This window comes from Bradyrhizobium sp. GW821-FHT12B03 (assembly GCF_058807535.1).
In genome coordinates this window covers 55,711-74,269 of sequence record NZ_JBXAQU010000008.1, presented here as the reverse complement: position 1 = coordinate 74,269, position 18,559 = coordinate 55,711, and the positions used below count along the sequence as shown (strand labels likewise).

Sequence of the window (18,559 nt, the reverse complement as noted above, 5' to 3'; positions counted from 1 at the left end):
CTCGAATCAACAATGATGTTAGGGTCATCCGGCTTGGGGGAGCATGAGGCGTGACGGGGTCGCACAACGCCCCGTGTTTTCCCGGTAAGGCAGTCAGCTCTTGAGGCGTAACGCGCGGCATGATTCGCATTTCGACGATCTTCATCGCCATCTGCATGGTTCTGGTCGCGGCCTCCCTCGGGCTTGTGCTCTACGCGGTCGCCGGCATCAGCGGAACCGAATCCGCGATCGTGGCGCTGACCGCGCTGACCTTCCTGATCCTCTACAACGCGGTGTCGATGCGGCTGCGCGACCGCAGCGACGTCGGCGGCCAGATCGCCGATCTGTCGCGCGGCACCGCCGACCTCGCCCGCCAGGTCGCCGAATTCGGCCGCCGGTTAGCCGCGATCGAAGGGCGCATCGCCTCGTCCAATTCGACCAACTCCGACCGCATCCAATCGGTGGTCGGCGAGATCAACGAGCTCGGCGGGCTGGTCAGGCAGCTCGCTTCCACGGTGTCGACCCATGAGGACCTGCTGGCCGGCGCGGCGCCGCCCTCTCGCGCTCCGGTCGCGAGGCCGGAGCCGGAAGCGCCGATCGACCTGATCGCGCCGTTCGAGGAGCGGCCGGCGGCGCCGCCCGCGCTTCCTGCGGCGCCCCCACCTCCCGCAGCGCAGCCGCGGCCGGCACCGGCGGTTCAGACCCAAACCGCCAATCCGGTCCAGACCGCCAACGGACGCAACCAGACCCAATTGCTGGCGACGCTGCGCAACGCGATCGACGAGAACCGCATCGATATCTTCCTCCAGCCGATGGTGACGCTGCCGCAGCGCAAGGTGCGGTTCTATGAGGCGGTGACGCGGGTGCGCGACGAACGCGAGCAGTTGATCGCCGCCGAGGAGTTCATCAGCATCGCGGAGGCCTCGGGCCTGATCGGGCGCATCGACAACATGGTGATGCTGCGCTGCGTGCAGGTGCTGCGCCGGCTGATGGTGCGCAACAAGGACGTCGGCGTGTTCTGCAACGTCGCGGCCTCCACGCTGGGCAATTCCACCACCTTCGCGCAATGCCTCGACTTCCTCGAAGCCAACCGGGCACTGGCGCCGTCGCTGGTGCTGGAATTCAAGCAGTCGACCTTCCGCAATCTCGGCCTGGCCGAGACCGAGAACCTCGCCGCGCTCGCCCAGCGCGGCTTCCGCTTCTCGATCGACCACGTCACGGATTTGCGCATCGAGCCGCGCGAGCTCGCCGACCGCGGCGTGCGCTTCATCAAGGTGCCGGCCACGCTGCTGCTCGACCCGAGGCAGGCCTCGACCTCCGACATCCACCCGTCCGACCTCTCCGACCTGCTCGGCCGCTTCGGCATCGACCTGATCGCCGAGCGGATCGAGGGCGAGCGCGCCGTGGTCGATCTGCTCGACTATGACGTCCGGTTCGGCCAGGGCTTCCTGTTCGCGCCGCCCCGGCCATTGCGGCCCGAGGGGGCATCTGCTACCGGCGGGGCCTCGCCGAACCAGGCGCAGGACATTCAGGGATCCAATGGCTCCGCTTCCCCCAGCCCAGGCGCGACATCGGGCGCGACGTCAGCCGCACCTCCGGCACAACGTATCACCGGCAACGCGGCGCTCGCGCGCCGCATCTGATCGGCCGCGCGCATCATGACCACGCTGCATTTCGCCGAAAGCCTGCGCGAGCTCGTGGGCGGTGTGGACGTCGTGCTCAGCGACATCTGGGGCGTCGTGCATAACGGCCTGGAATCCTTCCCAGAAGCCTGCGAGGCGCTGCACACCTACCGCAGCCACGGCGGTACGGTGATCCTGATCACCAATGCCCCGCGCCCCGCCGACTCCGTGCAGCGGCAATTGCGCAAGCTCGGGGTCGCCGACGAGACCTATGACGCGATCGTCTCGTCGGGCGACCTGACCCGGCTCTATGTCGCCCAGCATCCCGGCCGCAAGATGTTTTGGCTCGGCCCCGAGCGCGACAACTCGATCTATCGCGGCCTGGATGCGGTGACCGCGCCGCTGGAAGAGGCCGACTACATCGTCTGCACCGGCCTCTATGACGACGAGACCGAAACGGCCGAAGACTATCGCGGCATGATGCTGAAGGCGCGCGAGCGCAAGCTGACGCTGGTCTGCGCCAACCCCGACATCGTGGTCGAGCGCGGCGACCGGCTGATCTATTGCGCCGGCGCGATCGCCGAGCTCTATCGCGAGCTCGGCGGCGAGGTGATCTTCTACGGCAAGCCGCACCGGCCGATCTATGAGCGCGCGATGGCGCTCGCCGGCGAACGCCAGGGCCACCAGATCGACCGCAGACGCGTGCTGGCGATCGGCGATTCCGTCCGCACCGACTTAACCGGCGCGCGCGAATTCGGCATCGACTGCCTGTTCGTCACCCGCGGCATCCATGCCGAGGAGTTCGAGGGCCTCGACCAGCTCGACCCGGCATCGGTGATGGAATTGTTCGGCCACCCGCCGAAGGCGCTGATGCGCGAATTGAAGTGGTGATTGTCGAGTTTCCGTCCTTCCGGGCGACTATGCGAAGCTTCGAACCCGGAACGACCGGCCCAACATGAAAAAGCCCGGGACGAGCGCCCGGGCTTTTCAAATTCACCTGATGGCTTCGAAAGCGCGCTTACGCGCTCGCCATGTCCGGGAAGACCGCCTCGATCTTGGTCTTCAGCGTCGCCGCGTTGAACGGCTTGACGATGTAGTTGTTAACACCGGCCTTCTTGGCCGCGATCACGTTCTCGGTCTTCGATTCCGCCGTGATCATGATGAAGGGCGTGGTGGCGAGGTTCGGATCCGCGCGCACTTCGCGCAGGAGGTCGTAACCCGTCATCGGCTCCATGTTCCAGTCGGAGATCACGAGGCCGTACTTCTTGCCGCGCATCTTGTTCAGCGCCGCCGAACCGTCGCTGGCATCGTCGATGTTCTCGAAGCCAAGCTGCTTCAGCAGATTCCTGATGATACGGATCATGGTGCTGTAGTCATCCACCACCAGAACCGGCATCGACAAATCAACCGCCATCTCGACTCCCCCAACGCAAACTCAGGAATATTACGATCGGAGCTGCCAGGCCGGAGGCCCGCGCAGTTCCACGTTCCAAGGACTAGCACCAAGGCGTTAAACAGCGCGTTAACTGGGGCCGCCCCGGAAGAATTGAAATCGCGTTCAATGCGGCCGCCTCCCCCCGCTTGACTTCGCCGGGCGGGTCAAGCCACGGTCCCGGCCGGTCCCGCCGGCTCGAGAATTCCCCTGATGGTCCCGCATTTTACCGTTATCCGCGACACCACGCCGGATTCCGCCATTCCCCGCGGCGCCGTGGTCGCCATGGGCAATTTCGACGGGGTTCATCTCGGCCATCGCGCCGTGATCGCAGCGGCCCTGGAAATGGGCCGGACGCATGGCCGCCCTGCGCTGGCGTTGACCTTCGAGCCGCACCCACGGCGGTTTTTCAGCCCGAACACCCCGCAATTCCGCCTGACGGACGAGCGGGCCAAGTTGCGGCTTCTGGCCGGGACCGGGCTCTCCGGCGCCGTGGTCATGACCTTCGACAAGGCACGAGCCGGCACCAGCGCGCAAGATTTCATTCACCATGACCTGATCGGGCGTCTCGGCGTCAGCGCGATCGCGGTCGGATACGACTTCCATTTCGGCAAGGGACGGGTCGGCTCGCCGAGCCTGCTGGTCAACGAGGCGCCCCGGCTCGGCATCGAGGTCGACGTGCAGCCGCATGTCGATTTCGACGAGCGGCCGGTCTCCTCCAGCGCCATCCGGATTGCACTCGCCGAAGGCCAGCTTGACGAAGCCACCACCATGCTCGGCGCCCCCTGGTTCATCACCGGCGAGGTGATCCATGGCGAAAAGCGTGGCCGCGACCTCGGCTACCCCACCGCCAATATCCGCCTCGATGCCAATTGCGGCCTCAAGCACGGCATCTATGCGGTGCGGGTCGGCCGTGGCACGGAGCGCCTGGACGGGGTGGCGAGCTTCGGCCGCCGGCCGACCTTCGACAATGGCGCCCCGCTGCTGGAAATCTTCCTGTTCGACTTCAAGGGCGACCTCTACGGGCAGGCGCTCGACTGCGCCTTCGTCGGCTTCATCCGCGAGGAGCTGAAATTCGACGGCATCGAGGCCCTGATCCGCCAGATGGACGACGATTCCGCCCGCGCCCGCGCCATCCTGGCCGCCGCCCCGGACGCGTTTCCGCGGCTTGGCGTCATCGATTGATCCCGAAAACCGGCTCGCCGGACCTTTGCGCTTCCCTTGGCCCCCTGCTATGGAGAGCCCATGTTTGCGCGGCGCATCATAGGGATTAGCGGCCCGGCTTCCGCCTGAGCCTTCGGCTCGGCGCAAGACCGGGATTTTGTCGTTTCACCCCGCGATTCCGCATCGCCATCCGTTTTCCCGCGCCCTTCCGAGCCAGTCAGCCTCATGTCCGAAAAGCCGCATAAGTCCGACGCCAAAGACTATTCGAAAACCCTGTTCCTGCCGCAGACGGAATTCCCGATGCGCGCCGGCCTGCCGCAGCGCGAGCCGGAGATCCTCAAGCGCTGGTACGAGACCGGCCTCTACGAGAAGCTGCGCGAGACGGCGAAGGGCCGCGACAAGTTCGTGCTGCATGACGGCCCGCCCTACGCCAACGGCAACATCCATATCGGCACGGCGCTGAACAAGATCCTGAAGGATCTCGTCACCAAGAGCCAGCAGATGCTCGGCTTCGATTCCAACTACGTGCCCGGCTGGGACTGCCACGGCCTGCCGATCGAGTGGAAGGTCGAGGAGGAGCACTACCGCAAGAAGGGCAAGCAGAAGCCCGACTTCCGCGACTCTGCCGCGATGATCGATTTCCGGAAAGAATGCCGCGCCTATGCCACGCACTGGCTTGGCGTGCAGCGCGAGGAGTTCAAGCGCCTCGGCGTGATCGGCGACTGGGATCATCCCTACGCCACCATGAACTATCCGGCCGAAGCCCAGATCGCGCGCGAGCTGATGAAGTTCGCCGCCAACGGCACGCTCTATCGCGGCTCCAAGCCAGTGATGTGGAGCGTGGTCGAGAAGACCGCGCTGGCGGAAGCCGAAGTCGAATACGAGGACTACACGTCCGATACGGTATGGGTAAAGTTTCCGATCAAGGAAGAATTCCAGTCGGTTGACCCGAACAGCAAGCCCGTTGTCAAGAACATGGCTTTGCTCGCGGCATCTATCGTGATCTGGACGACCACTCCGTGGACCTTGCCCGGAAATCGGGCCATCAGCTTCTCGCCAAAAATCAAGTACGCGCTATATGGTGTGAGAAATGCACCGGCCGGAAATTGGGCTAAAGCTGGCGATCTTTATGTTCTTGCCGAGAATCTTGCGCCAGATGTATTCAAGCAAGCTCGCGTCGAGCCCGGCGATTACGAAAAGATCGACGATGTTCCCAACGACGTGCTCGCAACGCTTGTTTGCGATCATCCATTAAGAGGGATGGGAGGCTACGGATTCACTGTTCCGTTGCTAGCCGGCGATCACGTCACCGACGATACCGGCACTGGGTTCGTGCACACCGCTCCAGGTCATGGCCGTGAAGACTTCGATGTTTGGGTAGAATACGCAAGGGAACTGCAGGCGCGTAACATCAGTACTGCTATCCCCTATACTGTTGACGAAGACGGAGCGTTTACTATTCAGGCCCCCGGTTTCACCGGCAAGCGTGTTATCAACGACAAGGGCGAGAAGGGCGACGCCAACGAGGCCGTGATCAAGGCTCTCGTCGAACGAGGCATGCTGCTCGCTCGCGGCCGGCTCAAGCATCAATACCCGCATTCCTGGCGCTCCAAGAAGCCGGTGATCTTCCGCAACACGCCGCAATGGTTCATCGCGATGGACAAGGATATTGCCACCGATGGCAAGACCAGGTCCGGCGACACGCTGCGCGCCCGCGCGCTGCACGCGATCTCGGTGACGCAATGGGTGCCGCCTTCAGGCGAGAACCGCATCAACGGCATGATCGAGGCGCGCCCCGACTGGGTGATCTCGCGCCAGCGCGCCTGGGGCGTGCCGATCGCCGTGTTCGTCCGCGAGAAGGGCGACGGCTCGGCCGAAATCCTTCAGGACGAGGCCGTCAACACCCGCATCGGCGACGCCTTCGAGAAGGAAGGCGCCGACGCCTGGTACGCGAAAGGCGCGCGCGAACGCTTCCTGGGCTCGCACGCCGGCGAGGACTGGCAGAAGATCGACGACATCCTCGACGTCTGGTTCGATTCCGGCTCGACCCATGCCTTCGTGCTGGAAGACCCCGTGCAGTTCCCCGGTCTTGCCGGCATCAAGCGCAAGGTCGACGGCGGCACCGACACCGTGATGTATCTTGAAGGCTCGGACCAGCATCGTGGCTGGTTCCACTCCTCGCTGCTGGAGAGCTGCGGCACGCGCGGCCGCGCGCCTTACGACATCGTGCTGACCCACGGCTTCACCCAAGCCGAGGACGGCCGCAAGATGTCGAAGTCGCTCGGCAACACCATCGAGCCGCAGGCCGTCATCAAGGAATCCGGCGCCGACATCCTGAGACTCTGGGTCGCGTCCTGCGACTACACCGACGATCAGCGCATCGGCCCCGAGATCCTGAAGAACACCGTCGAGACCTACCGCAAGCTGCGCAACACCGTCCGCTGGATGCTCGGCACGCTGCATCACTACAAATCGGCTGACGCGGTTTTGCCGGCCGAGATGCCCGAGCTCGAGCGGCTGATGCTGCACGAGCTTGCCATGCGCGCCGAGCTGGTCGGCAAGGCCTATGCGACGTTCGACTTCAAGAGCGTGGTGGCAACGCTGTCCGCATTCCTGAACAGCGAGCTCTCCGCGTTCTATTTCGACATCCGCAAGGACACGCTCTATTGCGATCCGCCGTCCTCGCCGACGCGCAAGGCGGCGCTGACCACGATCGACCTGTTGTGCTCGTCGGTCCTGAAATGGCTGGCGCCGATCCTCAGCTTCACTGCGGAGGAGGCCTGGCGCATGTACCGGCCCGACGCCGAACCGTCGGTGCATCTGACGCTATTTCCCAGGGATCTCGAGAAACTCCGCGACGACAAGCTCGCCGCGAAATGGGAGGCGATCCGCAACGTCCGCCGCGTCGTCACCGGCGCGCTCGAGCTCGAACGCGCCGCCAAGAACATCGGCTCGTCGCTGGAGGCCTCGCCCGTGATCTATGTCGCCGACCGCGACATGCTGGCGACGTTGTTCGACATCGACCTCGCCGAAATCTGCATCACCTCGAACTACGAGGTGCGCGAGGGTGAGGCGCCGGCCTCTGCGTTCCGTCTCGATGTCGTGCCCGGCGTTGCCGTCGTGGTGGAGAAGGCAGTCGGCACCAAATGCGCCCGCTCCTGGAAGATCTCGCAGGCGGTCGGCGAAGACCCCGAATACCCCGACGTCACCCCGCGCGATGCCAAGGCGCTGCGCGAATGGAAGGCGTTGGGGGTGAGCGTCTAATCTCATCTGTCGTCCCGGCGAAGGCCGGGACCCATAACCACCGCAGCTAATCGTCGCGAAGGCTGATGATTCCGAGTCCCTCCACTAACGACCGCCCCGGAGTATGGGTCCCGGCCTTCGCCGGGACGACGACGATGTTTGTGGCGGACGCCCCGGCATGACCCTCCTCCGCGCCGGCATCATCTCCGCCGTGGCCACGGTCATCCTCGACCAGGCCTCAAAACTGTGGCTGCTGAACGTGTTCGACCTCGCGCGGCGCGGCGCGGTGAAGGTGACGCCGTTCTTCGACCTGGTGCTGGCCTGGAACATCGGCATCAGCTTCGGCTGGCTCCAGAACGACAGCCAGGCGGCGCAGATCGCGCTGATGGCCGTCAAGGGTATCGCGGTGGTCGCGCTGGCGATCTGGATGGCCCGCTCCCAGACCCTGCTTGCGACCGTCGCGCTCGGGCTGATCATCGGGGGCGCCATCGGCAACGGCATCGACCGCCTGGCCTACGGCGCGGTGGTCGATTTCGCCCTGTTTCATCTCGATGTCGGCGGAAATACCTATAATTGGTACGTGTTTAACCTCGCGGACGTGGCCATCGTTGCTGGGGTGGCGGCGCTATTGTATGATTCCTTCCTGGGGGTACCCGCCGCAAAAGCGCCCTGATCCCGGCCGATACGGACCGGCAGGTGGAACCTTGGTTTTGCGAGGGTTGGCCGTGCGCGACGCGGCAATCTGCCACAATTTGGAACAGGTACAGTGATGCGCAGCTCGAAGACCAGCGGTTCGATGGTTCGAGACCCCAAATGGGGGATCTTGCGGGCATTGAAATTGTCAGCTGTCGCGCTCGGCATCGGTCTCGTCATGTCGGCAGGCCCGGTCCGCGCCGGTGACGATGGCGACGATGATGACGACATGACCTTCGAAGAGAAGCTCATCGACAATCTGATGTCCGGCATCGGCGCCAAGAGCATGGAAAAGAAGGGTATCGAGTACCGCGAGCGGTCGCCGCTGGTGGTGCCGCCCAGGCTCGACCTGCCGCCGCCCGCCGAGACCCAGGCCAAGGCCGCGCCGAACTGGCCTAAGGACCCGGACGAGAGGCGCCGCAAGGAGGCGATCGCCCAGCGGAAGAAGGCGGTCAAGGCGACGGAGAGCTGGCAGGCGGCCCAGCCGCTGACGCCCGCCGAGATGAAAGCCGGCACGGCAGCCGCCCCCGAGCGCACCAGCAACGATCCGATTCAGCCGGGCACCAACGGCAACCCGTCGCTCAGCCCCGCCGAACTCGGTTTCTCCGGCGGCCTCTGGAACATGATGAAGGGCGTCGGCGGCAAAGGCGAGACCAAGCAGTTCACCAGCGAGCCGCCCCGCCAGTCGCTGGTCGAGCCACCACCGGGCTACCAGACGCCTTCGCCGAGCTATGCCTATGGCGCCGGCGAGGACAAGTCGCGGCGGACCTATTTCGACATCATGTCCGGCAAGGACAAGGAGCAATAGCGTCCTCGCCCTCCGCGACGTCCTGACAGTTGCAAACCCGGCGCCGGCGGCCCATGCGCGCCGGACGCGGCCCTTAAATTGCTTATCAGTAACTTGCCTACGCGTTGAGTTCTCTGCTTCGTGACGCGAAGCCTCAGCCGCACGGTGTAGCATGCCGTGCCTCCGAGCCGGACATCCGGGCTCGGCCTTTCACTAGGGATCATGATGTTCGCAAACCGATCGGTTGCCCGCCTCCTTGCCGCGCTGCTTTCGACGAGTGTCCTCTCAGCCGGCGCGGCCCTCGCCCAGACCACGGTGACATCGGCCCCGCCCGCCAGCTTCACGCTCGGCAACGGCATGCAGGTCGTGGTGATTCCGGACCACCGCACGCCCGTCGTCACCGAGATGATCTGGTACAAGGTCGGCTCGGCCGACGAGACGCCGGGCAAGTCCGGGCTCGCGCACTTCCTCGAGCATCTGATGTTCAAGGGTACCTCGAAGCATCCGGTCGGCGAATTCTCCCAGACCGTGCTCCGCGTCGGCGGCAACGAGAACGCCTCGACCTCGGTCGACTACACCAACTACTACCAGCGCGTACCGAAAGAGCAGCTGCCGACCATGATGGAGTTCGAGGCCGATCGTATGACCGGCCTGATCCTCAAGGACGAGAACGTGCTGCCGGAGCGCGACGTCGTGCTCGAAGAGTACAACATGCGCGTCGCCAACAATCCCGACGCGCGGCTCAACGAGCAGATCATGGCCGCGCTCTATCTCAACCATCCCTACGGCCGGCCGGTGATCGGCTGGCACCAGGAGATCGAGAAGCTCGATCGCGAGGATGCGCTGGCCTTCTACCGCCGCTTCTACGCGCCGAACAACGCGATCCTGGTGATCGCCGGCGACGTCGAGGCGGCCGACATCCGCCCGCTGGTCGAACGCAATTTCGGCTCGATTCCCGCCCAGCCCGCGATCCCGGCGCGCCGTGTCCGCCCGCAGGAGCCGGAGCCCGCGGCACCGCGCACCGTCACGCTGGCCGACCCGCGCGTCGAGCAGCCGAGCCTGCGCCGCTATTATCTCGTGCCCTCGGCGACGACGGCCGCGGCCAGCGAAAGCGCGGCCCTCGACGTGATGGCGCAACTGATGGGTGGCGGCAGCAACTCCTATCTCTACCGCGCGCTCGTCGTCGACAAGCCGCTCGCGGTTTCCGCCAGCGCCAGCTATTCGAGCATCTCGCTCGACCCGACCCAGTTCGCGATCTCGGCCGCGCCGAAATCCGGCGTCAGCTTCGCCGAAGTCGAGCAGGTGATCGACGGCGTCATCACCGACATCGCGCAGAACCCGATCCGCGCCGAGGACCTCGAACGGGTCAAGACCCAGCTCATTGCGGAAGCGATCTACGCCCAGGACAATCAGGCGGTGCTGGCGCGCTGGTATGGCGGCGCGCTGACCACGGGCCTGTCGATCGAGGACATCAGAAGCTGGCCCGACCGCATTCGCGCCGTCACCGCCGAGCAGGTTCGCGCCGTTGCGCAGAAATGGCTCGAGAAGAAGCGTTCGGTGACGGGCTATCTGATCAAGGACACCGCGACCACCAAGCGCGAGGAGAAGCGTTCGTGACCTATCCCTTCCTTCGAACGCGTCACTTCGCACTGTCTTTCGTCACCGGCGCGGCGCTCGCACTCGCCACGATCTCGCCCTCGCACGCAGCCGCAAAGATCCAGCGCCTGGTCTCGCCCGGCGGCATCGAGGCCTGGTTCGTGCAGGACGCCACCGTGCCGCTGATCGCCATGGAATATTCCTTCGCCGGCGGCTCGGCCCAGGACCCCAAGGACAAGTCGGGCGTCGCCAATCTGGTCGGCGATCTCCTCGACGAAGGCTCCGGCGATCTCGACTCCAGGACGTTCCACGAGCGGCTCGACCGCCGCGCCATCGAGCTCTCCTTCAGCGCCACCCGCGATACCTTCCGTGGCAGCCTGCGCATGCTGCGCGACAACAAGGACGAGGCCTTCGACCTGCTGCGGATGGCGTTGACCTCACCGCATTTCGACACCGCCGACGTCGAGCGCATCCGCTCGCAGGTGATCTCGGGCCTGCGCCGCGAGACCACCAACCCGTCGTCGCTGGCCAGCCGCAAATTTCTGGAAGTCACCTTCGGCGATCATCCCTACGGCCGGCAGACCAACGGTACGCTGGACAGCGTGCCGACCATCACCGTCGCCGACATGAAGGACTATGTCGGCCGCGTGCTCGCCAAGGACACCTTGAAGGTCGCAGTCGTCGGCGACGTCGATCCGGCGACCCTCGGCAAGCTGCTCGACCACACGTTCGGCAGCCTGCCGGCCAAGGCCAATCTCGTGCCGGTCCCCGACATCGAGGCGGCCAAGCCGCCGCAGCGCGCCTTCGTGCCGCTCGACGTGCCGCAGACCGTCATCACCTTCGGCGGCCCCGGCGTGAAGCGCAGCGATCCGACCTTCATGGCGGCCTATGTCGTCAACCACATCCTCGGCGGCGGCGGATTGTCCTCGCGGCTCTACCGCGAGGTCCGCGAGAAGCGCGGCCTCGCTTACTCGGTATACGAATCTCTGCTCTGGATGGAGCATTCGGCGATCTTCATCGGCAACACCGGCACCCGCGCCGACCGCGCCGGCGACACCATCGACGCCATCGAGAAGGAGGTGCGCCGGATCGCCGAGGAGGGCCCGACGCAGAAAGAGCTCGACGAGGCCAAGTCCTACCTCAAGGGCTCGCAGATGCTGGCGCTGGATACGTCCTCGAAGCTTGCCCAGGCGCTGCTGCAATATCAGCAGGACAAGCTGCCGATCGACTATATCGAGAAGCGCAACGCCATCGTCGACGCGGTGACCCTGAACGACGCCAAAGCGTCCGCCAGGCGCCTCTGGGGCCAGGGCCTCCTGACCGTCGTCGTCGGCCGCGCCCCGCAGGCCGCCGCGCAGCCGGCGGCGGCGGCACCCAAGTCGAACTGAGGTCTTCTGCCCGCTGTGTTGAATGGCCGGGCTCGCCCCGGCCATTTGCGTTTCGGACGAGCGCCATTGCCGAACGTGGACGTCCGGGATATGTCCGGACATCACGAATGGTGCCATCATGCTGCGGATATCCCGCGATCTCGTCATCGACGAGGACGACATCGAGATCGGCTTCGTCCGCGCTTCGGGCCCGGGCGGGCAGAACGTCAACAAGGTTTCGACCTCGGCCCAGTTGCGCTTCGATACCCGCAAGCTAACCCTGCCTGAGGATGCGACGATCCGGCTTGCCCGCATCGCCGGCCAGCGCATGACCAAGGACGGCGTGATCGTGATCCATGCCCAGCGCTTCCGGACCCAGGAACGCAACCGGCAGGACGCCATCGACCGGCTGGTCGAGATCCTGACCGAGGCGATGATACGGCCGAAGCCACGGCGCGCGACACGGCCGACCCTTGGCTCCAAGCAGCGCCGGCTCGACGGCAAGAAGCGGCGCAGCGATGTCAAGGCCGGACGCGGCGGCCGCTTCGACGACTAGCAAAAGCAACCGAAAAAACTCCGGTCGCAAGGCGACCGGAGTTTTGCCGTTTCACCTGGCGAGACTAGTAACGCTTGGATGGGGCCGCACCGCCCGTCGCGGCATCGTCGGCGGTCCCCTTGTGCGCGGCGCTACCCGTGGTGCCGACCGTGCCTCGGGTGCCTTTGGTCGACTTCATGCCGGTCTTCTCGCCCGCTGCGCCCTGCTGTGCACCGAGCTCCTCATCTTCGCTGCCTGACGCGCCCCCCTGCATGGGTTTGCCTTGCACGGTGCCGCCCGGCTTGATGCCAGATGACGTGCCTTGCGCGAAAACGGGCGTCGCAACGAGGGCCGCAAGAGCGCATGCGATTGCAGAAGTCTTCACCAACTTCATCCATTTCTCCTGGATTTTTCGCGATGACCGGGTCGGCTGCTTCCTGCGCCGCCCTTCTGTGCCGGACCAGTTCATCGCGTAGAGAGTTCGAACGGCGCGGTTGCGATGCAACCCGTCTCATGTGGTGATCGTTTAGGGATTTCGAGGCGGTTTCGCGGAATTGTCCTCCGCATATGCGGCGGCACGGAACAACGCGACCTGCGAGCATCTTCCGCTCGCAGCGAAACAGCCCGCTACTACCACCGCATGTTTCGCGGCGCCTAGAGTTTGCGCACGCTGAATGTGACGTGGATGGGCGAGCTCTTGGCGATGCGCGCAGTCGTGCTGGGATTGTGCACCGCAGTGGTGCTGGTGGTGCGGATTGCGGACGCGCAGATGCCCTTGCCGGCGGCAAAGCCGCCGGATGGCGCGACGCTGTTCAAGCAGCAATGCGCGGTGTGCCACACGACGAATCTGTCGGAGCCGATGCGACAAGGTCCGCCGCTGGTCAGGATCGTGGGCCGGACCGCCGGCAAGGTCGAAGGCTTTCATTATTCAGACGATCTCGCCAAGGCTGATTTCGCCTGGGACGAGGCGAAGCTCGACGCGTGGCTGGCCAATCCGCAAGCCGTCATCCCCGGCGTGGTCATGGCCTACCGGCAGGGAAGGCCGGAGACGCGCGCCGCCATCATCGCCTACCTGAAGGAGCTGAACTGAATGGCCAAGCCCGTCCATTCCATGATCCGCGTGCTCGACGAGGCTCGCTCGCTCGATTTCTACAGGCGCGCCTTCGGCCTCGAAGTCGCCGACCACCTGAAATTCTCGGACTTTGCCCTGATCTATCTGCGTCACCCGTCCTCACCTTTCGAGGTGGAGCTGACGGTGAACTTCGATCGCAGGGAGCCGTACGCGCTCGGCGACGGTTACGGTCATCTCGCCGTGGTGGTCGACGATCTCGATGCCGAACATGCCCGCTTCGAGCGCGAGAAGCTCTCGCCGGGCCCCTTACGCGACTTCAAGCATGACGGCAAAACGCTGGCGCGCTTCTTCTTCGTCAGTGATCCCGATGGCTACAAGATCGAGGTGATCCAGCGGGGCGGACGTTTCAACTAAACGAACCACAAAATCCAAATCACAAAAATACGGAGGAATGCCATGAGAGAAGTCGATCGTCGAAGCAAGCACAGCCGCCGCGTCTTTCTCCAGGGTGCGGCGACGGCCGTCCCGGTCGTCGCCGTCGCGACCAGCGTTGCCGTCAGCATCGAGGACGCCTGGGCGGATGATGCCAGTACGCTCTCGCCTGCGACGATGAAGACGCTGCTCAAGGTCGCGCGCGACATCTATCCGCACGATGTGCTCGGCGACAGCTATTACATCACCGCGATCAAGCCGTGGGACGGCAAGGCCGCGAAGGACGCGTCCGTCAAGGCGCTGATCAGCGACGGCATCGCGCGGCTCGATCAGAACGCACGGGATCGCCACAAGATGGCCTACGCCGAAGTCCCCTGGGAAGCCGACCGTGTGGTGCTGCTGAAGGAGATCGAGGGAAGCGACTTCTTCCAGAAGGTGCGCGGCGACCTCATCGTCTCGCTCTACAACCAGAAAGAGGTCTGGCCGCGATTCGGCTACGAGGGCTCCTCCGCCGAGCATGGCGGCTACATCAACCGCGGCTTCGCCGACATCGACTGGCTGCCAAAAGCCTAAGTCGCACCCCAACGGTTCAGGAGAACGCATATGGCCAAATTCGATCTGAACGACAGCAGCGTTGTGGTGATCGTCGGCTCCGGAGCCGGCGGCGGCACGCTGGGCAACGAGCTGGCGCAGAAGGGCGTCAAGGTCGTCATCCTCGAAGCAGGTCCCCGCATCGAGAACCAGGACTTCGTCAACGACGAGTGGGAGAGCTTTTCCCAACTCGCCTGGACCGATGCGCGCACCACGTCGGGGACATGGCGCGTCGCCAAGGACTTTTCGGGTCTTCCGGCATGGATCGTCAAGGCGGTCGGCGGCTCGACCACACACTGGGCTGGCGCGTCGCTGCGCTTCGACGAGCATGAGTTCAGGGTGAAGAGCACCTACGGCAACATTCCCGGCGCCAACCTTTTGGACTGGCCGGTGACGCTGGCGGAGATCGAGCCGTGGTACGCCAAGGCCGAGAACAAGATGGGCGTGACCCGCACCAACGGCATTCCCGGACTTCCCGGCAACAACAACTTCAAGGTGCTGGAGGCCGGCGCGAAGAAGCTCGGCTACAAGACCGTGCACACCGGCAACATGGCGATCAACAGCCAGCCGCGCGACGGACGCGGCGCTTGCCAGCAGATCGGCTTCTGCTTCCAGGGCTGCAAGTCCGGCGCGAAATGGTCGACGCTCTACACCGAGATCCCCAAGGGCGAGGCGACCGGCAATCTCGAAGTGCGGCCGGGCAGCATGGCGGTCAAGATCGAGCATGACGCCGGCGGCAAGGTGACCGGCGTCGTCTACGCCGACGAGAGCGGCGCGATGCAGCGCCAGAAGGCGCGCATCGTCGCGGTCGCCGGCAATTCGATCGAGAGCCCGCGGCTCCTCCTCAACAGCGCCTCGACCATGTTCCCGGATGGCCTCGCCAACTCGAGCGGTCAGGTCGGCCGCAACTACATGCGGCACATGACCGGCAGCGTCTATGCCGTGTTCGAGAAGTCGGTGCACATGTATCGCGGCACCACCATGGCCGGCATCATCCGCGATGAAGCCGCCAACAATCCGAAGCGTGGTTTCGTCGGCGGTTACGAGATGGAGACGCTGTCGATCGGACTGCCGTTCATGGCCGCGTTCCTCAATCCCGGCGCCTGGGGCCGTCCGTTCACCTCAGCGCTCGACGGTTATCCCAGGATGGCCGGCATGTGGCTGGTCGGCGAGGACATGCCGCAGGAAACCAACCGCATCACGCTCGATCCTGTCGTGAAGGACAAGTTCGGCCAGCCGGTCGCGAGCGTGCATTTCGACGATCATCCCAACGACATCGCAATGCGCGCGCACGCCTACAAGCAGGGCGCTGCGGTCTACGACGCCGTCGGCGCCACCGTGACCTATCCGACCCCACCCTATCCGAGCACGCATAATCTCGGCACCAACCGAATGAGCGAGAAGCCGCGCGACGGCGTGGTCAACAAGTTCGGCCAGAGCCACGACGTCAAGAACCTGTTCGTCTCGGACGGCAGCCAGTTCACCAGCGGCGCGGCCTGCAACCCGACGCTGACGATCGTCGCGCTCGCAATCCGGCAGGCGGATTACATCGCCGGGGCGATGCAGAAGAAGGAGATTTGATCTAACTGCACCCTCGGTCGTCGTCCTGGCTTTCGCCAGGACGACATCGAGAAAATGGATGCAGCTACTCGGCCGCGTCGAGAATGGGCGTAACGCTCGCCTTGAACTCCTGCACCGGCGCCATGTTTCGCGAGCGATAGATCAAACACGAACACCGCAGCAGCGAGGCGAAATTGTTGACCTCGCCGTGATGGTCGAGCACCTCGTTGTAGAGCGTGGTCAGGAACTTGCCGAGGCTCATGTTCTCCCTGGCTGCGATCTCCTCCAGCGTGTCCCAGAACGCCATTTCCAGCCGGATCGAGGTGCAGTGGCCGTCGATCCGCAAGGAACGGGTCTGGGATTCATAGTCGCGTTGGGGTTGGTGCGCGAAGAGATGGCACATGGCGTCCTCCCGTCCTGTTGCCGTTTTTTCACGATGCTACACCGCTGCCCGGCACCCCACAATCAGGACGGCAGGCGGAAGTCGCATCACCCCGGTTGCACGTTTTTCTCGAAGGTCCAATGTCTTCAATGTGATAGGCATCCCTCTTCCCCAGGCCGCCACACGACTGTTGCCCAACACATGCTTTTGACGCAACACCGCTTAAGATAACGCCGTTCCGCGAATCCAAGATCCGAGCCCATGCCCGTCCGCCAATTGCCAGAGCAGGTCGTCAACCGCATCGCCGCCGGCGAGGTGGTCGAACGGCCCGCGAGCGTGGTCAAGGAACTGGTCGAGAACGCCATCGATGCCGGCGCGAGCCGGATCGACGTCTTCACCGATGGCGGCGGCCGGCGGCGGATCGGCATCACCGACGACGGCAGCGGGATGACGGCGAGAGACCTGTCGCTCGCGGTCGAGCGCCATGCCACCTCCAAGCTCGACGACGAGGATTTGCTCCAGATCCGCACCCTCGGGTTCCGCGGCGAGGCGCTGCCTTCGATCGGCTCCGTCGCGCGTCTCTCGATCACCACGCGCCATGCCAGCGAGCCGCATGCCTGGGCGCTCACTGTCGAGGGCGGCGAGAAATCCGAGATCATGCCGGCGGCGCTCGCACATGGCACCCGGGTCGAGGTTGGCGACCTCTTCTACGCGACGCCGGCGCGGCTGAAGTTCTTGAAGACCGACCGCACCGAGGCGGAGGCGATCCGCGAGGTTGTCAGGCGTCTTGCGATGGCGCGGCCGGACGTCGCCTTCACGCTCGCAGGCGAAGAGCGCGCGCCGGTGACCTGGGCCGCGGCGCTCCCCGGCGCCGCCGGACGGCTGACACGGCTCGGCGACATCCTCGGCGCGGAGTTTCGCAGCCATGCCATCGAGGTCCATGCAGAACGCGAGGGCGTCGTCGTCTCGGGCTATGCCGCAGCGCCGGCGCTGACCAAGGCCAATGCGCTCGGTCAATATCTCTTCGTCAACGGCCGCCCGGTGCGCGACAAGCTGATCCTGGGCGCCGTGCGCGGGGCCTATGCCGACTACCTGCCGCGCGACCGCCATCCGGTGCTGGCGTTGTTCGTCACGCTCGACCCGCGCGAGGTCGACGCCAACGTCCATCCCGCCAAGGCCGAGGTGCGTTTCCGCAATGCCGGCCTCGTGCGCGCCCTGATCGTGCACGGGCTGAAGGAAGCGCTCGCACGGGAGGGCCGGCGTACCGCCGCCAACAGCGGTGAGAGCGCCTTGTCCTCGTTCCGCCCCGCCTTCACGCCACAGCGCCCGGCAAGCTGGGACTGGCGGGCCTCGCCATCCGCCCCGGTCGCACCGATGCCGTCATTCGACGGAGCGGCCGCGCCCGCCTTCGCCGAGCGCGCGCAGGCGGCGTTCGACGTCGGCGCGCCCAGCGCGGATGTACGGTTCGAGACACAGCCCGCCAGCGACCTCGTCGACCGCCCGCTCGGCGCGGCACGCACGCAGATCCACGAGACCTACATCGTCTCGCAGACCCGCGACGGCCTCATCATCGTCGACCAGCACGCCGCGCATGAACGCATCGTCTACGAGCGGCTGAAGGCCTCGCTGGCCGCCAACGGCGTGCAGCGGCAGATCCTGCTGATCCCCGAGATCGTCGAGATGGACGAGGCCACGGTGGAGCGCCTGCTGGAGCGCAGCGAGGAGCTGGCCTCGTTCGGGCTTGCCATCGAATCCTTCGGCCCCGGCGCAGTCGCGGTGCGCGAGACGCCGTCGCTGCTCGGCAAGACCAATGCGGGCGGGCTGCTCCGCGATCTCTCCGAGCACATGGCCGAATGGGACGAGGCTCTGCCGCTGGAGCGCCGCCTGATGCACGTCGCCGCCACCATGGCCTGCCACGGCTCGGTGCGCGCCGGCCGCAGGCTCAGGCCCGAGGAGATGAACGCCCTGCTCCGCGAGATGGAGGAGACGCCGAACTCCGGCCAGTGCAATCACGGCCGCCCGACCTATGTCGAGCTGAAGCTGAGCGATGTGGAGAAGCTGTTCGGGCGGCGGTAATCACGGTGTCGTAGGGTGGGCAAAGCGA

At 65.2% G+C, this 18,559-nt stretch carries 17 protein-coding genes; 14 read left to right on the top strand and 3 right to left on the bottom strand.

All coding sequences use genetic code 11. The features are described from left to right. Positions 1-119: 119 nt before the first annotated feature. Positions 120-1,622: an EAL domain-containing protein gene (locus AC1RUR_RS17355; protein WP_492846094.1), complete on the top strand. Its 1,503-nt coding sequence runs from the start codon at positions 120-122 to the stop codon at positions 1,620-1,622. A 15-nt stretch (positions 1,623-1,637) separates the two neighbouring features. Continuing rightward, positions 1,638-2,492: a TIGR01459 family HAD-type hydrolase gene (locus tag AC1RUR_RS17350; protein WP_492846092.1), complete on the top strand. Its 855-nt coding sequence runs from the start codon at positions 1,638-1,640 to the stop codon at positions 2,490-2,492. A 127-nt stretch (positions 2,493-2,619) separates the two neighbouring features. Here the strand turns inward: AC1RUR_RS17350 and AC1RUR_RS17345 are convergent, their stop codons facing one another. Then, the gene (locus tag AC1RUR_RS17345; RefSeq protein ID WP_008567674.1) at positions 2,620-3,015 is read right to left on the bottom strand and encodes a response regulator; all 396 of its coding nucleotides are present in this window, start codon (positions 3,013-3,015) and stop codon (positions 2,620-2,622) included. Between the two features lie 231 nt (positions 3,016-3,246). On the opposite strand from AC1RUR_RS17345, the gene AC1RUR_RS17340 reads away from it, so the two are divergent. The 7 genes from AC1RUR_RS17340 (at position 3,247) to arfB (ending at position 12,439) form a co-directional block, all read left to right on the top strand. Then, on the top strand, positions 3,247-4,218 hold the full coding sequence (locus AC1RUR_RS17340) for a bifunctional riboflavin kinase/FAD synthetase (RefSeq protein WP_492846089.1): 972 nt from the start codon (positions 3,247-3,249) through the stop codon (positions 4,216-4,218). A gap of 204 nt (positions 4,219-4,422) precedes the next feature. Then, positions 4,423-7,461 (top strand): isoleucine--tRNA ligase, encoded by a 3,039-nt coding sequence (gene ileS, locus AC1RUR_RS17335; protein ID WP_492846087.1) that lies wholly within the window; start codon positions 4,423-4,425, stop codon positions 7,459-7,461. Between the two features lie 157 nt (positions 7,462-7,618). Then, on the top strand, positions 7,619-8,113 hold the full coding sequence (gene lspA, locus AC1RUR_RS17330; RefSeq protein ID WP_492846085.1) for a signal peptidase II: 495 nt from the start codon (positions 7,619-7,621) through the stop codon (positions 8,111-8,113). A 96-nt stretch (positions 8,114-8,209) separates the two neighbouring features. Further along, complete coding sequence (locus tag AC1RUR_RS17325) at positions 8,210-8,941, top strand: hypothetical protein (RefSeq protein ID WP_492846083.1); 732 nt, start codon at positions 8,210-8,212, stop codon at positions 8,939-8,941. Positions 8,942-9,145: 204 nt separating this feature from the next. Then, positions 9,146-10,537: a M16 family metallopeptidase gene (locus AC1RUR_RS17320; RefSeq protein WP_492846081.1), complete on the top strand. Its 1,392-nt coding sequence runs from the start codon at positions 9,146-9,148 to the stop codon at positions 10,535-10,537. Then, positions 10,534-11,904: a M16 family metallopeptidase gene (locus AC1RUR_RS17315; protein ID WP_492846078.1), complete on the top strand. Its 1,371-nt coding sequence runs from the start codon at positions 10,534-10,536 to the stop codon at positions 11,902-11,904. The genes AC1RUR_RS17320 and AC1RUR_RS17315 overlap by 4 nt, the downstream gene beginning before the upstream one ends. Positions 11,905-12,022: 118 nt before the next feature. After that, positions 12,023-12,439 (top strand): alternative ribosome rescue aminoacyl-tRNA hydrolase ArfB, encoded by a 417-nt coding sequence (gene arfB / locus AC1RUR_RS17310; protein WP_492846075.1) that lies wholly within the window; start codon positions 12,023-12,025, stop codon positions 12,437-12,439. A gap of 64 nt (positions 12,440-12,503) precedes the next feature. Here arfB and AC1RUR_RS17305 read toward each other — a convergent pair whose 3' ends face one another. Next, positions 12,504-12,812, bottom strand: a complete 309-nt coding sequence (locus AC1RUR_RS17305) for a hypothetical protein (protein ID WP_492846073.1) — start codon at positions 12,810-12,812, stop codon at positions 12,504-12,506. A 309-nt stretch (positions 12,813-13,121) separates the two neighbouring features. Here AC1RUR_RS17305 and AC1RUR_RS17300 point away from each other — a divergent pair, with 309 nt between their 5' ends. The 4 genes from AC1RUR_RS17300 to AC1RUR_RS17285 are packed head-to-tail and all read left to right on the top strand — an operon-like array spanning position 13,122 to position 16,094. Next, positions 13,122-13,508 (top strand): c-type cytochrome, encoded by a 387-nt coding sequence (locus tag AC1RUR_RS17300; RefSeq protein ID WP_492846478.1) that lies wholly within the window; start codon positions 13,122-13,124, stop codon positions 13,506-13,508. Continuing rightward, a complete protein-coding gene (locus AC1RUR_RS17295) occupies positions 13,509-13,904 on the top strand; it encodes a VOC family protein (RefSeq protein ID WP_492846071.1) in 396 nt (131 codons plus the stop codon). A 42-nt stretch (positions 13,905-13,946) separates the two neighbouring features. Continuing rightward, on the top strand, positions 13,947-14,495 hold the full coding sequence (locus tag AC1RUR_RS17290; protein WP_492846069.1) for a gluconate 2-dehydrogenase subunit 3 family protein: 549 nt from the start codon (positions 13,947-13,949) through the stop codon (positions 14,493-14,495). A gap of 30 nt (positions 14,496-14,525) precedes the next feature. After that, positions 14,526-16,094 carry a GMC family oxidoreductase gene (locus tag AC1RUR_RS17285; RefSeq protein ID WP_492846067.1) on the top strand — a complete coding sequence of 523 codons (1,569 nt, stop codon included), beginning with the start codon at positions 14,526-14,528 and terminating at the stop codon, positions 16,092-16,094. Between the two features lie 64 nt (positions 16,095-16,158). Here AC1RUR_RS17285 and AC1RUR_RS17280 read toward each other — a convergent pair whose 3' ends face one another. Further along, positions 16,159-16,476, bottom strand: coding sequence for a ribbon-helix-helix domain-containing protein (locus AC1RUR_RS17280; RefSeq protein ID WP_492846065.1), 318 nt, complete (start codon positions 16,474-16,476; stop codon positions 16,159-16,161). A gap of 240 nt (positions 16,477-16,716) precedes the next feature. Between AC1RUR_RS17280 and mutL the strand changes: the two genes are divergently transcribed. Continuing rightward, positions 16,717-18,531 (top strand): DNA mismatch repair endonuclease MutL, encoded by a 1,815-nt coding sequence (mutL, locus tag AC1RUR_RS17275; protein ID WP_492846063.1) that lies wholly within the window; start codon positions 16,717-16,719, stop codon positions 18,529-18,531. Positions 18,532-18,559 lie beyond the last annotated feature (28 nt).

What these genes read in the sequence shown, in the direction of transcription:
- AC1RUR_RS17355 (WP_492846094.1), top strand. Translation starts at nt 120, where the DNA reads ATGATTCGCATTTCGACGATCTTCATCGCCATCTGCATGGTTCTGGTC.
- AC1RUR_RS17350 (WP_492846092.1), top strand. Translation starts at nt 1,638, where the DNA reads ATGACCACGCTGCATTTCGCCGAAAGCCTGCGCGAGCTCGTGGGCGGT.
- AC1RUR_RS17345 (WP_008567674.1), bottom strand. Translation starts at nt 3,015, where the DNA reads ATGGCGGTTGATTTGTCGATGCCGGTTCTGGTGGTGGATGACTACAGC.
- AC1RUR_RS17340 (WP_492846089.1), top strand. Translation starts at nt 3,247, where the DNA reads ATGGTCCCGCATTTTACCGTTATCCGCGACACCACGCCGGATTCCGCC.
- ileS (WP_492846087.1), top strand. Translation starts at nt 4,423, where the DNA reads ATGTCCGAAAAGCCGCATAAGTCCGACGCCAAAGACTATTCGAAAACC.
- lspA (WP_492846085.1), top strand. Translation starts at nt 7,619, where the DNA reads ATGACCCTCCTCCGCGCCGGCATCATCTCCGCCGTGGCCACGGTCATC.
- AC1RUR_RS17325 (WP_492846083.1), top strand. Translation starts at nt 8,210, where the DNA reads ATGCGCAGCTCGAAGACCAGCGGTTCGATGGTTCGAGACCCCAAATGG.
- AC1RUR_RS17320 (WP_492846081.1), top strand. Translation starts at nt 9,146, where the DNA reads ATGTTCGCAAACCGATCGGTTGCCCGCCTCCTTGCCGCGCTGCTTTCG.
- arfB (WP_492846075.1), top strand. Translation starts at nt 12,023, where the DNA reads ATGCTGCGGATATCCCGCGATCTCGTCATCGACGAGGACGACATCGAG.
- AC1RUR_RS17305 (WP_492846073.1), bottom strand. Translation starts at nt 12,812, where the DNA reads ATGAAGTTGGTGAAGACTTCTGCAATCGCATGCGCTCTTGCGGCCCTC.
- AC1RUR_RS17300 (WP_492846478.1), top strand. Translation starts at nt 13,122, where the DNA reads ATGCGCGCAGTCGTGCTGGGATTGTGCACCGCAGTGGTGCTGGTGGTG.
- AC1RUR_RS17295 (WP_492846071.1), top strand. Translation starts at nt 13,509, where the DNA reads ATGGCCAAGCCCGTCCATTCCATGATCCGCGTGCTCGACGAGGCTCGC.
- AC1RUR_RS17290 (WP_492846069.1), top strand. Translation starts at nt 13,947, where the DNA reads ATGAGAGAAGTCGATCGTCGAAGCAAGCACAGCCGCCGCGTCTTTCTC.
- AC1RUR_RS17285 (WP_492846067.1), top strand. Translation starts at nt 14,526, where the DNA reads ATGGCCAAATTCGATCTGAACGACAGCAGCGTTGTGGTGATCGTCGGC.
- AC1RUR_RS17280 (WP_492846065.1), bottom strand. Translation starts at nt 16,476, where the DNA reads ATGTGCCATCTCTTCGCGCACCAACCCCAACGCGACTATGAATCCCAG.
- mutL (WP_492846063.1), top strand. Translation starts at nt 16,717, where the DNA reads ATGCCCGTCCGCCAATTGCCAGAGCAGGTCGTCAACCGCATCGCCGCC.